The following is a 12,856-nucleotide window of genomic DNA, read 5'->3' on the forward strand; positions in this document are numbered from 1 at the left end:
CATGTGCGGAAAAGGGTTGCCGGCGGCGGCACTGCTGACAAATGGGGCATGGGGGACGGCCGCCGCCGGGTCCGCGCGGGGACTGCGCGGATGGGAAGGGAAAGATGTGGCCGGCCAACTCTGGGAGGAGGAAGGTCAGCCGGCCACACGCCTAAGCTCGGGGGGAGAGCTCAGGCGACACTGATATCCGGTTCGAAAACCGCGAAAAGATTGGGGACTACGAACGGCGCCACGGGCGATCGCGGCACCGGTTTATGGATTTCATCCACGATCTGATCCCGCCAGCGATGGAGCACAGCGAGCAGTTCGTTCCACCCATGCATGCTCTGCCGGACTGGCTCTCCGTTCGTTATGCGATCGAAGAAAAGGCCATGGTTGCGCCCCCAAGCATCGAGTGCGACGTCCATGGTGGTGAGCCGGCCGGTCATCGTCGACTGATCGAGCAGAAACTCGAAGATCAGCGCCAATGCTCTATTCAGGCTGGCATCGCCAGGCACGCGCTCGGTGATCTCGTCGCATGGAGGCTTTACGCTCCGGGCCGCCAAATATGGTGGCGTGATCTGCAAGGCGGTGATGAGATCCAAGTTGACCTCCGGACAGAGTCCACCCGTTCACGGGAAAGCCCATGTTGGGGAAGGCCTGCGGTTTGTGTGTCTGAAGCCCTATCGGGCAGATACTGTTGGCTGTCTTGGGCCGGGTGCCACACCGTCGCATAACCCGCAGGGAGCCCTACTTACGCGATCCGCTCTCGTTGCCCTTGCGGGCTGGATCTACTCGACTTCTGGCGTCTTCGTGCCGTTGGCAGATCAGCCGTCGTTCGATGCAACAGATATTGCGCCGGGCATTTTCAGTCGTCAAGCGGAAATTTTCAGATCTGCAATTTTTTCTCAGGTGGGAGAATTGGTTTGACGTGTCCCGCCGCCGAGAGCACAAAAAGCGCTGGGCCACCTAAGACAAGAAAATGGCCGCCCTGTCGTCAAACAGGAGCGGCCTTGAACTTTGGTTATAAACCCGTGCGAAGGGTGTTCTGAAGGAACGTTTGAAATTATGCCTCACAGTGTTCTTGATGTCAAACAGGCTTCGAACGTCGTCAACTTCCCCAAACAGAGGGAGGCGCGCTTCATGTGGAAAGACCAGATCTTGCAGTCGAGCTTGGGCGCAAACGCGCGCCTCGTCTCGTTCGTATTAGTCGAATATTTTGGGCTATCCAAAAGCGATGTCTGTTGGCCAGGAGTTGCCAAGATTGTTGAGATGTCGCGGCTCTCTGAGAGAACTGTTCAGCGCACTCTCCGTGAGCTGGAAGCCTCAGGGTTTCTCGTCGATGAGCGTCCCGGCGGTGGGCTGAAACGAACTGGACGCTATCGCCTTCAGTTGCTCCCATTCTGAAGAGAAAGGGTGTCAGTCTGGCACCGTAAAGGGTGCCACTGTGGCACCCGATACACATAGCTTAGACACAGATACTCTCTACCGCCTTGCCCCTTCCTTCGGTCAATAGGTCGGCGCAGGGCGCTCCGCGCGCCTTCGGCTGATCCTTCCCTACCTACGATCTATCGATCTACGGTAGGAAAGGATTCTCCCACGCGAGATGTCGAAAGTGGCCATTAAGGCAAGAGAACCCCAACGATCTTCATGATCTTGGCCTCTACGGTAGGGATCTTCAGCTCAAGAGTCTGACCGAACTGCTTGAGAATGTAGGCCGGCTCGACTCGCTTCGGAGAGTCGTCGAAGTCTGCGGAGAACTCTGCTTCTGCCACATCGAGGTATTGCCCTGCGTAGACCAGCGGGGTCTCACCTTCGATTTGATCCCAGAGAACAATCACATCATCAAATTTGCGCACGGGCGCCTTGGGATGAATGAAAATCGTCTCGCCGGCGCGGAACCGCGGGCTCATGTGCATGTCGGGGATTTGGATGGCGAAGGCGCCAGGCACGTTGGCGAGCCACGGCGGGCAATCAGTCTCGGATCTCATTGCATCGGGAAGAGCGAACTCGCCGAGGAGTCCGGCCGTATTCTGGATGAATAGCGGAATCCTGCCGGGCCTGGCATCAGGGATCGCGAACTTGGGCTGCTGCGCCGCCATCGAGTCGACGACGAACTTGTCGAAGTTTGCCGGGTTGATGGTCGGGTTGATCATATTGATCGTGACACCGAACGCGCGGCCGAGAGCCATCAATTGCTCAAGCGTCGGTTCTTTCTTGCCGGTCTCAAACCTGCTGATGGTCGAGATGGAAACGCCGCTTCTTTCAGCAAGCGCGGTTTGATCCCATCCCCTCTCAGCGCGGAGCATCACAAGCCGCTTCCCGGTTTCTGACATTGTCAAGCCTTTCTAATTTGGCGGACCATTCTCCTTTGGTTGGCGTGGAAATCCCAGGGCTGAGATGGTTTTCGTTTTCGGGAATGAAAATTCATGTTGACTTACGTGTTTTCATATCTGAAAATGCAGCCATGAAAAAGAACCTCAACGACTGGCTCATCCAGCAGGGCATCAACAGGAAGACGTTCGCTTCTTCTGTGAAGAGCAGCCCTTCGACGGTAACGCGCTTGCTGAATGAAAATGGTGTTCCAGACCTAGAGCTGGCCTTGAGGATCGAGGCTTTCACCGGTGGCTGGATGACGTGTTCCGATTGGGTAGATACCCAAGAGGGCGTCATTTCCGGGTGATGGTGGGTCTCTCGAGCGGTGCATTTCTGTTCTCCGTTTGCCGATGAACAAAACCTACCACTAGGAAAAATTACAATGTCGGAAAATCCTTCATTAAAAATGGAAGTTATGTCTTCGCCCGCTGGAGCAATCCAGTTCATGCGGACGATCGCCGAACGCGCCATCATTTTGAGGATGGAGCGCGCGGCCACCAGAGAGCGTGCCATCGCCGATATTGCGAAGGAGCGTGGGCTCGGGACTTGGCTCAAGCGCCTCGTGTATTGCGAGCCGGTTTCGGACTCCGCGTCGAACCTATTCAAGCTCACCGCGGCCCTGGAAAAGGAGATCTCCGAGAAGGAGCGTAGGCTCGAGCATGATCGCGCCATTGTCCGTGCTGTGCAGCAATGCGCGCCGCTTCGGATGGCAGGGTGATGTCCACCAACTGGCCCTTCGGAGATCTCCCATACTTCGGTTTTGATATCGGCTGGATCGATTTCCCATGGGCTTTTGATCTCTGGAGCGAGACCGGAAACGAGAAAAGCCCGCAGGCTTATTACGACACCATGACGGTAGATGAAGCCTGCGACATGCCGATCGGGCAACTATTCGCCAAGGACTCGATCGCCCTCATTTGGATGACGCATCCTATGCTCGATCGCCAGATGAAGGTGATCTCCGCTTGGGGCATGAGGTTCGTTACCTCCGGCGTCTGGGTGAAGCGAAACAGCTACACGGGGAATTTGGCTTTCGGCCCTGGCTACTGGCTCCGCTGCGCTTCTGAGCCTTTCGTGCTCGCTACCATGGGCAGCCCTGAGATCAAGTCGAGGAGCATCCGCACGGTCATCGAAGGCCCAGCACGAGGCCATTCAGTGAAGCCTGAACAGGCTTACGCGGTGGCCGAGCGCATGTGCCCCGATGGTCGGCGCCTGGATCTCTTCTCGCGCAAGACGCGCCCTGGCTGGACGTCATGGGGAAACCAGTCAGGTCTCCTCGACAACCAGCCCCGAGCACCCAAACGGGCACTGGTCCCCGCCCAGGCCGAGATCAAGCCAGCCGACTTCTTCGGCGAGGCTCTTCCCTAAGGAGCGACACATGGCAAGGCCGCGTGGATCAAAGAACAAACCAAAGTCGGAGCCATCGACGGCTTCGACCAAGAAGCCAGAGCTGCGCGTGGTGGGCGGTGGTAATGCGGGAACGATCGGGGACAACTCCGACCAGCAGCTACGCGCTCTCACCATGCACTACAAGACGCGCTACCTCGAGGCGCTTGCCAGGAAAAAGGAAGCCGATGCGGCGCTGAAGAACGCATGCAAGTCAATCAAGGCTGATCTCGGCGACACCGGGCTGAAGGACATCAAACTCCTGATCGAGATTGACAGCGCCGGAAACAACTCGATCGTCAAGCAGACTATTGAGCACCTGATGCGTTGCGCCGCATGGGCAGGTCTGCCCGTTGGGACGCAAGCCACGCTCTTTGATGATGACCGCAGGACCTTGCTCGAGAAGGCCGGAGAAGAAGGTGAGTACGCCGGTCTCAACGGGAAGAACCCGCAAAGCCCGCATCATCCCGGCAGCGAGCTTGACCAAGCCTGGATGGCCGCATGGTACAAGGGCCAGGACCAACTCAAGCAGGTCTTCCTCAAAAACAACGAGACGAAGATTCTGCGCCCCGTCGAAACGCAACAGCGCGCCGACGATGATGATGCTGATGCCGCTCTCGCCGCCGAGGCGGACGACGGGGATGTTGGTCCTGAAGATGATCTCGACGATCAGGATACTGACGGTGCCCCGTTTGATCGCCCTGGCCGCGTCGTCAACGGCATCGAGATCGTCGGCGAGGAGCCGGCAGGCCTTGCGCCAGCCCCGGACATCAAGTGGCCCGATGGTGCCGGCAAAGATGCCGATCTCCGTCCTCGCCATCTGGCCCAGGATAATTCGGAGCTCTGATCATGTCGGGACGCCAAGCACCAAAGACAGCAGCCATTCTGGCAGAGCTGCGCAAGGATAATACGCGGACCTCCAAGGAGATCGGCGAGCTGCTTGGCGTCCATGACTCCTATGTGCGGATAGTCGCCGCGGAGAACAACATTACGCTCTCCGCCAAGCGTGGACGCCCTTTCATATGGCTATCCAAGGAGAACATGGCGTTCGTGAGGTGGCAGGCGGCGATCAACCACTGCAGCAATAACGAAATGATCAACGCCATCGTCACCGATCAGCGTCTCGACGCCCAAGAAAAAGCCGGAGCGCACAAATGATCCTCGCCGGTCTTGATATCGCCTCCACCACTGGCCTCGCTATCCTCGACGGAGACAAGGCTATCACCGCGACATGGAAGGCGCCGAAGCGCAAGGGCTACGTCTTCGGTGACGACGAGAAGAAGAACATCGACCCTCTCCATAGCGGACAGATCGGCTGTTCGTTTGAAGATTACCTTCGGTCATGGCTGGTCGACAACCGCGTCGAGTATGTCGCGATCGAGCAGCCGCTGCGAAGCGACGCCAAGCGCAAGAAAACGACCGTCGACACCTCGTCTCGATTTGCAGGCAATGCCATCAAGACGGAGGTCGTTCCGATCACCAGCATGGCGACGATCTATCGGCTCTACGGGCTGTCATTCCTGGCCCTGTCGGTCTGTGCCCGCTTCGGCATCCCGGCGCGCATGGTGAACCAGAGCGAGTGGCGCAAGGCCTTCTTGGGCAATGGTTCGCCCAAGGACGCGAAGCAGGCCGCCGTCGCACAGTGCAAGCGCCTCGGCATCGCGTTTTCTTCCGTTGATGCCTGTGAGGCTATCGGCGTGGCCTGGTGGTTGCGTGGCGAACTCTTCCCCCAGCGGTTCGCCGCTGCCGACAGCCTTTTCAATCTGCCGCCCACGCCGGACGGAAGATCCGCCACCGCGTCGGGCTGACCACTCTCCTCCCTGGCCACACGCGGGAGCCGGACCCTGCCGGCGGCTTTCCTCCCAAACTTGCCCCAGGCTGAGAAGCTTGGGGCTCCTTCTCCAAGCGCATCAATGGCGCGGAGGGTGAATCTGAAATGACCACTCCATCGAAGGCTGAGATTGAAGCCGGCCTAAACGCTCTCTGTAAAGCCGGTTCGCATAAGATCAACTTTGAACTTCACCCCGACTACGTCGATGAAGTTATCGGTGGCATCATTCTCGCCGCCCGCGCTGCACACTCGGATGAGCCTGTCGGGAAGGCGAAGAAGATCACCTGCACTTCGGCTAATACCTTAGCCGTTTTCTCTGCGGACGAGGTCCCGCCGGGGACTGAGCTATATCTCGCCCCGCCAGCGCCGGCCGTGGCTATCAAGCCGCTGGGGTGGCGCAATACTGGCTATGGGTGGTTGAGGGCTGAAAGCCTAGGATTTGTTCGAGAGATTCTGGCGGCCGACCCCCAGCTTGAGCAGAAAAAGGTCCAAGCACAGGCCCAATATGAAAAGTGCGTCCGGTTGGCGCTGGTTGATGCTCCTACCCCAGATCATTCCGGTGACGTCACCAACATGATCCCCGCCGGGTGGAAGTTGGTGCCGGAGATCCCCACCAAAGAGATGGCCCACGCGGCTGCGGGCGCCCATTACGGAAAAAGGCAGGTAGATCAAATTGGCGTCGTCGGTATTGACGTGACCGCCAACGACATCAACTACACATTCCTGCAGGCTTTCCGGAGGTTTTGGAAAGGTGCGCTTCTCGCCGCTCCCGAGCCGCCCGTCAGCGCTTCGGAAATCCCGAATAGCTCGGCCGACGTAGCTGATTGCGACGCCGACTATGCCGAGATCGGGCGCGAGATCGTTTCCATTATCGGCCGCGAGGTCGACGATCCCGAAAGCCCGCTACACGATTGGGCCCCGGCCGAGACCTATGGCGAGGTCATCAGCGATCTCATCGACATGATCGACGAGGCGAAGGCTGGGCCGTCGGCCGACCCCGTCAAGGAGCAGATGGCGGAGGCGCTGAACCTAGTCTTTGACAATGTCGAGAGACCGCCGGAGCGGAACTGCACTTGTCACGTAAACCCTCCCTGCAGCGATTGCGTCGACTATGGCGGGCTGCGGGAAATGTTCGAGGCGGTCGATACCGCCCTAGACGCCTATAAGGCCAGCAGGGAGCCGCGCCCATGACCGCGCTCCCATGCAACTTCGTCCAAGTCAGCGCCGATCGCATCAAATGCACCACATGCGGCGCGCTGTTCCATACCGGCACCTCCGATCGGGCCTGCCAGCACCGGCCATCGCAAAGCAGCCCCCGGCCCAGCACCCACGCCCTGCGACCGTTTGAGCGCGGGATGATGCGGAAGTCGGACAAGCCGAGCAACCGGTAATGGCCAAGGACCCTCGGGAAGGGCTCACCCCTACGGTTGTTCGCGCGTCTCTACTGCATTTGGTTAAGCAGCACAAAGACTTAACTCGGCACACGCCGGATGAGTGTTGGTTGCATATCAAGCCTGAAGACGCGGTTCGCCTCGCCGCCGCCGAGCGATGGCTGGAGGAAATGGAACTCCAGAATATCGAGCTCAAGCAGGAGATCTATGGCCTCCGTAAGCGCAACGAGAATCTGATCGAAGACATCAAGAAGTATGAGCGTGGGCAAAAATGAGCAGGTATCGGGACGACAAGGCGGAAATTCAGAGGGGGCTTGAGCAGAACATTGAGGGGCTGCTCACGAGGTATTTCCCCGGCTGGATGACCAACCCGAACAAGACCAAGGCCCTGCTCACCCCGAAGCAAAAGGGAAAGATTATTTCCTCCAGCTTTCAAGTCGATCTCGTCGGCCAACATAAAGGACAGTGGTATCGCCACTCGCAACATAAAGGCGGCCATCTACTCGCCCTGATTTTTTACGCGGAACGCAATGGTGACCTCCCGACAAGCAAGGCCGATTGGGCTGATGCATACGGCTATGCCCGGGAATTCCTCGGCATCCGATCGGACAGGCCAGAAGAGACCCCAGACGAGAAGGCTACCCGCGAGCGCAGGCAGCAAAAAGAGCGGGAAGACAGCGAGCGGAAGCAGGCAGCGGCTGCGAAGGAGAAGGCTCGGTATGACGCTTGGCGCTCGGGAACCGCATTGGACATCTTCGATAACTGCCTTCCCCTTCTTGGCAGCCATGGTGAATCCTATCTTGTCGTCGCGCGTGGGCTCCCCCCAGTCAGCGAGTGGCCATGGTCGCCTGTAAACGATATTCGCTTTCACCCATCGCTTGATTACGATCTCCAGCGCGAAGGCTTCGGCCGCCACCCCGCCGTTGTAATGGCGGTGCGCGATGCCTTTGGTGCCGTCATCGCGATCTGGAAGATCTATCTCGACCACGTGAAGCCTGACAAATCTGATGCTGTGCCAGAACCCAAGCTCGGCTTTGGACCGGCCGGCGGCGGCGCTGTCAGGATCGGCGGAGATGGGCCGCGCATCGGGGCCATTGAGGGCGTGGAGTCCGCGCTGTCGACTTGGGTGCTCCACGGCTTTGCCTATCCGATGTGGGCCATGCTCTCGACATCAGGAATAATCGGCTTCGACCCCCCCATCTTCGTCAACCGCATCGACTATTTCCCCGACGGGGATCTTGGCCGATTTAAAAAAGGCGGCAAAGACAAGAATGCCGGCTCACAAGAAGCGAAGGCCTTTAATCAAAAGAAGGCCTATCCAGAAGACGTGGATGAACCGCCGGGATTGAAGGCCGCCAAGACTGGCGCAGCGCGTACCGGCGCCATGGGCATCAAGACCGTCATCAACGACCAGCCGATCCACGGCGACGGAAATACCATTCTCAAGGCATTGAAAGGATTGCTCTGATGCACCTGATGCGTGGCGCATATCGCAACGTGCTGTTCCGTCTGGACGGCGTCGACTATCTGGCCAAGGCGCTGATCTTCATCCCCGGCCTCGGTGAGAAGATCTCTCTCGAAAAAGACGGGCAGTTCCGGGAGTTCCGGGTGGTGGCCATGGCACAGACGGCACAGCAAGTCGTCGTCGGTATCGAGGAGATCCAAGCCAATGCGTGAACTCATCATCGACAGCTTCGCCGGTGGTGGCGGCGCCTCGGAAGGCATCAAGATCGCGCTTGGCCGGGATCCGGACATCGCCGTCAACCACGACGCGGCGGCGCTCGCCATGCATCGCGTCAATCACCCCGGCACTCACCATCTTATTCAGGATGTGGCGGTGGTTGACGCCGTCGGTCTCTGCGATGGCCAGCCAATCGGCATGCTTTGGATGTCGCCGGACTGCACCGACCATTCCAAGGCCAAGGGCTCGGCGCCGCTGCGGGACGCCGACCGGACAACGCGCGGCATCGGATGGGCCATTGTCGGCTGGGTGAAAGCACTGCCGATGTGGCAGCGTCCGCGCGTCGTATTCCTGGAAAACGTCGAGGAATACGAGCAGTGGGGGCCGCTGCTGCCCAACGGCAAGCGCGACCCGGCGCGCAAGGGTGAAACCTTCAAGCAGTTCGTCGCCGCGTGGCGGGCGCTGGGATATAAAAACATCGAATGGCGTCAGCGGCGGGCATGGAAATCCGGCGCCGGCACGATCCGCAACCGTCTGTACATGATCATGCGCCGCGACGGCGAACCGATCGTCTGGCCGGAGCCCTCGCACGGCAACCCAAACGACCCGATCGACGCGGCGCGGATCGCGGCCGGCGAGTTGCGTGAATGGGTGACCGTCGCGGAAGGCCTAGACTTCAGCCTACCTTGCCCGTCGATCTTCGAGACGTCGGTAGAGATCAAGGCGAAGTACGGCATTCGCGCCAAGCGGCCGCTCGCCGTCAACACCATGGCGCGCATTGCCAAGGGCGTGAAACGACGGGTGCTTGGCGTGCCCCGGCCGTTCATGGTGAAGGTCAGCCACAGCACCACGCGACGCGACGACGCCCGCGATCGGCCGATAGACGCACCCCTGTCGGCAATGACCGGCGTGCGAGACGATGCGATTGTCACGCCCTTCATCACCAAGTTCCGCAGCAACTCCGTCGGTCATTCGATGGAGGAACCGCTGCACACTATCACGGCGCATTCAAGCGAGCACCACGGCGGCGGCGCTGCTCCGCTCGGCATGGTGGCGCCGCTGATCGCCTATGCGCAGCACGGCGGTAATGACCGGCCAGCCAATGCGCCGGGCCAAACCATCACGGCCAGCCCAAAGGACCAGCACCAACTGATCATGGCGCACATTGCGCGCCGGTTCGGTAACTCGGTGTCCAACGACGCTGGCGCGCCAAGCGGGACGCTGTTGGCCGGCGGCGATGGGAAGTCGCAGCTCGTTGCCACCTATATCGCGCAACAGAACGATGGGCCTCGCCAGGGCACCTGTTCGCGCCCCACCAGAGAGCCCCTGTCGACGATCACCACCACCGGTTCGCAGCAGACCTTGGTTGCTGCGTCGATGATGACGCTACGTGGCTCCTCTCGCCGGGATAGCGGCGCTGATGAGCCCGCGCGCACTGGGTCGGCCAAAGGCAATCACGACGCCCTGATCGGCATGCCGCTGATGACGGTCTACTACGGCACTGACGATGACGGGGCCTCCGTTGATGAGCCAGGCCGCACGGAGACGGCCAAGCCCCGCTTCGGTCTTGCCGAGGTTCTGGCCGCCGCGCCGCCGTTCTCTCCCGAGCACTACACCCGGGCGCGTCAGGTCGCCGAGTTTCTGCGCTCACATGGCTGCTGGGATGGCGGCGAGTTCGTCACTCTCTTGGTGGAGGGCGTGACCTGCGTGCTGGTCGATATCGGCCTGCGCATGTTAACCCCGCGCGAGCGCTTCAACGCTCAAGGTTTCCGGCGCGACTACATCATCGACCATGGCATCGACGATCTAGGCCACGTCATACGGTTTACCTTGGAGCAGCAGGGCTATATGTGCGGCAACAGCGTCTGCCCGCCGGAGGCTGCTGCGTTGGTCGCTGCGAATTTCCGACCGCGCGACGTCCAGGCTCCCCGCAAGTGGCAATCAGAAGATATGCCGCTCTTCCTGGAGGCCGCAGAATGAACGCGCCACATAACCCCCTTGCCCCATCCGCTACCGTAGAAAAGGCCGTCCTGGGCGCCTTGCTCCTCTCCGATAGCGCCTATTGGAGCGTGGAAAGCGTGCTCAAGCCGGAGCACTTCTCCTTCGCCATCCACTCCAAGATCTTCTCCGCCATCAAGAAGCTTTGCGACGAAGGCAAGAAGGTTTCTTTGCAGAAGCTCGTGGCGCTGATCGGCGAGGAGTATGACGACGGCAAGAGCGTCATCATGCTGCTCGGCGCGCTCCTGAACGATGCGGAACGCAGCGAAGGCGGCGGGGTATGGCAGACCTTCGTTGAAGACATAATCGAGGGCTGGCGTAAGCGGCAGATCAAGGAGCAAGTCGAGTGGGCGACGAAGAGAGTCGTCGAGGCCGGCGTCAACTCCGACGATCTCATTACCGACCTGAAGGGGCGTCTTGAGGCGATCGAGGCCAATAGCCAAGCGCAACGTGTTCAATGGATAGGAGAGATCGCCGCCAAAGCAGCCCGATCTGGTAAAGCCGCACGCGATGGTGGAGTTGTTCCTGGATTTGATACAGGGCTCTCCAGTCTGGATGAGGTGATCGGGCGAATACACCAAGGAGATTTTGGGGCAATTATCGCCCCCCAAGGCGACGGGAAGACAATACTTGCCGCCCAATTGGCGAAGCGCGCGGCGCTCTATGGCCCCGTGGCTTTCGATCAGCTTGATATGGGCAGCGACGATATGGTCCGCCGAGAGCTGGCTCAACAAAGTGACATGTCAGCGGAAGAGCTTGAGGAGGGTGCCTTCGACTTCTTCGCTGCCGAACGGCTAGACGCTGCCGTAAAGGCGATGGCCAATCTTCCAATAATCATTGATGATCGTACCAACCAATCAATTGACCAGATTATCTCTCGCGCAAGATCGCTCAAACGTTCGCATGGTATCCATGCAATGTTCATCGACCATATGCGAAAAGTTCAAGTGCGTGGAAAGATGCATGATCGGTTTGAAAAATACCCGATCATTACAGGCGGGTTGAAGGATGCTGGAAAAGATATAGGCGTGACTTTCGTTCTGCTTTCACAGGTTCTCCAGCAAGCTCAGCGTCGTGATAGCCCTGTTCTCCAGCTAACAGATGCAGAGGGCGGCGGTTCACTTCAACAGGATGCCGATTGGGTAATCGGCATGTGGCGCTGGGACCGCTGGTTGAAGACCCGAGAGCCAACCAACGGATCTGAAGCCGATTGGTCCAAGTGGAGGGAAAAATACAACAGGCATAAAGGCCGGGTGGAAATGTGCGGATTGAAACGCCGGCGCGGGCAAGATGGCATTATCCGCGAGTTCGAATTCAACGGCCGTCTGAGCGTCATCAGAGAAATCGAGAAGTGAGGCTGTCATGAAAAAGAAGCGCATCTACCTGAATAACGAACAAATGGCAGTCAGAGAACAGGAGATCGCTCACCAAGGACACGTCGATATAGTTGCGGACGCTCTTGTGACAAAGCGCGCCGCCTTGGCTAAAGCGCAGGCCCTCAATATCCTTGATAGCAGAACCGCCTCATGGCCAGAGGTTAGCGATCGGTGGGATAAAGAGCGCGAAGAGGAGGCGGAGTCCGCGAAGTTGGCGGCAAAGGAGAGGAAGCGCCGGCGCAAACTCGATATGCCGAACCTTAAAGTCTCTCCGGTGTTGGCCCAGACATTCTCCGGTGAGAGGGTGATGGTCGATAGCATCTCCGGCCGCTTCAACCTCATGGTCAAGCGCTATGGGTGGCAACGTGAACTCGGCGAGGCCTGCCAGAGGTTCGAACATGACTATCAACTGTCCCTGGGCGGAATCCGCAGCCAATCGCTTGAACCCCATGTCGACGGCGGCCGATCACCACAGAACACGGCACAGGTCGAGGCAATCCAGACCATACGATGCATAGAGCAAGGCATGCACCCAGAGGAATGGGTGGTGCTGGTGCTATGGGCAGGTCACGGGATCACCATCAAAGAGATGCACAAGCAGGGCTGGGGTGTCACCGACGAGCTCGGGCGGCGCCTGAAGCGGGCGGCATCCCACGCGGCGGCCTATTACCAGGGCGGGCACCGGGCCGACCTTGTGGGAGACACCTACCACCGCATGGTCAACGCGATCTCTGCTCTCGTGAACGGATCAACTGGAGCAGCGTTGAGCCGCGGCGCGCTTGTCGCTGACACCGGCACCGTTACCGAAGATTGATTTCGCCTGGGTAATCCGCGCTTT

The 12,856-nt window shown here is 59.3% G+C and carries 16 protein-coding genes; 14 read left to right on the top strand and 2 right to left on the bottom strand.

The annotated features are described in order from the left end of the window. Window positions 1–170 precede the first annotated feature (170 nt). The gene (locus tag AB6N07_RS09700) at window positions 171–584 is read right to left on the bottom strand and encodes a hypothetical protein (RefSeq protein WP_370677596.1); all 414 of its coding nucleotides are present in this window, start codon (window positions 582–584) and stop codon (window positions 171–173) included. Window positions 585–1,122: 538 nt separating this feature from the next. On the opposite strand from AB6N07_RS09700, the gene AB6N07_RS09705 reads away from it, so the two are divergent. After that, window positions 1,123–1,386, top strand: a complete 264-nt coding sequence (locus tag AB6N07_RS09705; protein WP_370678213.1) for a helix-turn-helix domain-containing protein — start codon at window positions 1,123–1,125, stop codon at window positions 1,384–1,386. A 215-nt stretch (window positions 1,387–1,601) separates the two neighbouring features. Here AB6N07_RS09705 and AB6N07_RS09710 read toward each other — a convergent pair whose 3' ends face one another. Then, window positions 1,602–2,315, bottom strand: coding sequence for a helix-turn-helix domain-containing protein (locus AB6N07_RS09710; RefSeq protein WP_370677597.1), 714 nt, complete (start codon window positions 2,313–2,315; stop codon window positions 1,602–1,604). Window positions 2,316–2,446: 131 nt separating this feature from the next. Here AB6N07_RS09710 and AB6N07_RS09715 point away from each other — a divergent pair, with 131 nt between their 5' ends. The 13 genes from AB6N07_RS09715 to AB6N07_RS09775 all read left to right on the top strand — a co-directional run bounded on the left by AB6N07_RS09715 (window position 2,447) and on the right by AB6N07_RS09775 (window position 12,832). After that, complete coding sequence (locus AB6N07_RS09715; RefSeq protein WP_370677598.1) at window positions 2,447–2,662, top strand: hypothetical protein; 216 nt, start codon at window positions 2,447–2,449, stop codon at window positions 2,660–2,662. Between the two features lie 75 nt (window positions 2,663–2,737). Beyond that, window positions 2,738–3,073, top strand: coding sequence for a hypothetical protein (locus AB6N07_RS09720; protein ID WP_370677599.1), 336 nt, complete (start codon window positions 2,738–2,740; stop codon window positions 3,071–3,073). Further along, entirely contained in the window at window positions 3,073–3,723 is a 651-nt protein-coding gene (locus AB6N07_RS09725) for an MT-A70 family methyltransferase (protein WP_370677600.1), read from the top strand. The genes AB6N07_RS09720 and AB6N07_RS09725 overlap by 1 nt, the downstream gene beginning before the upstream one ends. 10 nt (window positions 3,724–3,733) lie before the next feature. After that, the gene (locus AB6N07_RS09730) at window positions 3,734–4,588 is read left to right on the top strand and encodes a hypothetical protein (protein WP_370677601.1); all 855 of its coding nucleotides are present in this window, start codon (window positions 3,734–3,736) and stop codon (window positions 4,586–4,588) included. Window positions 4,589–4,590: 2 nt separating this feature from the next. Next, window positions 4,591–4,899 carry a hypothetical protein gene (locus tag AB6N07_RS09735; protein ID WP_370677602.1) on the top strand — a complete coding sequence of 103 codons (309 nt, stop codon included), beginning with the start codon at window positions 4,591–4,593 and terminating at the stop codon, window positions 4,897–4,899. Further along, entirely contained in the window at window positions 4,896–5,549 is a 654-nt protein-coding gene (locus tag AB6N07_RS09740; RefSeq protein ID WP_370677603.1) for a hypothetical protein, read from the top strand. The genes AB6N07_RS09735 and AB6N07_RS09740 overlap by 4 nt, the downstream gene beginning before the upstream one ends. Before the next feature lie 128 nt (window positions 5,550–5,677). After that, window positions 5,678–6,763 (top strand): hypothetical protein, encoded by a 1,086-nt coding sequence (locus AB6N07_RS09745; RefSeq protein ID WP_370677604.1) that lies wholly within the window; start codon window positions 5,678–5,680, stop codon window positions 6,761–6,763. Between the two features lie 199 nt (window positions 6,764–6,962). Further along, complete coding sequence (locus AB6N07_RS09750; RefSeq protein WP_370677605.1) at window positions 6,963–7,238, top strand: hypothetical protein; 276 nt, start codon at window positions 6,963–6,965, stop codon at window positions 7,236–7,238. Beyond that, window positions 7,235–8,431 carry a hypothetical protein gene (locus AB6N07_RS09755; RefSeq protein ID WP_370677606.1) on the top strand — a complete coding sequence of 399 codons (1,197 nt, stop codon included), beginning with the start codon at window positions 7,235–7,237 and terminating at the stop codon, window positions 8,429–8,431. The genes AB6N07_RS09750 and AB6N07_RS09755 overlap by 4 nt, the downstream gene beginning before the upstream one ends. Beyond that, window positions 8,431–8,640, top strand: coding sequence for a hypothetical protein (locus tag AB6N07_RS09760; protein ID WP_370677607.1), 210 nt, complete (start codon window positions 8,431–8,433; stop codon window positions 8,638–8,640). The genes AB6N07_RS09755 and AB6N07_RS09760 overlap by 1 nt, the downstream gene beginning before the upstream one ends. Then, the gene (locus AB6N07_RS09765; RefSeq protein ID WP_370677608.1) at window positions 8,633–10,624 is read left to right on the top strand and encodes a DNA cytosine methyltransferase; all 1,992 of its coding nucleotides are present in this window, start codon (window positions 8,633–8,635) and stop codon (window positions 10,622–10,624) included. The genes AB6N07_RS09760 and AB6N07_RS09765 overlap by 8 nt, the downstream gene beginning before the upstream one ends. Further along, entirely contained in the window at window positions 10,621–11,997 is a 1,377-nt protein-coding gene (locus tag AB6N07_RS09770) for a replicative DNA helicase (protein WP_370677609.1), read from the top strand. Before AB6N07_RS09765 ends, AB6N07_RS09770 begins: the two co-directional genes overlap by 4 nt. Before the next feature lie 7 nt (window positions 11,998–12,004). Further along, window positions 12,005–12,832 (top strand): hypothetical protein, encoded by an 828-nt coding sequence (locus AB6N07_RS09775; protein WP_370677610.1) that lies wholly within the window; start codon window positions 12,005–12,007, stop codon window positions 12,830–12,832. Window positions 12,833–12,856: the final 24 nt, after the last annotated feature.

It is taken from the genome of Pleomorphomonas sp. PLEO (assembly GCF_041320595.1).
Classification (GTDB): domain Bacteria; phylum Pseudomonadota; class Alphaproteobacteria; order Rhizobiales; family Pleomorphomonadaceae; genus Pleomorphomonas.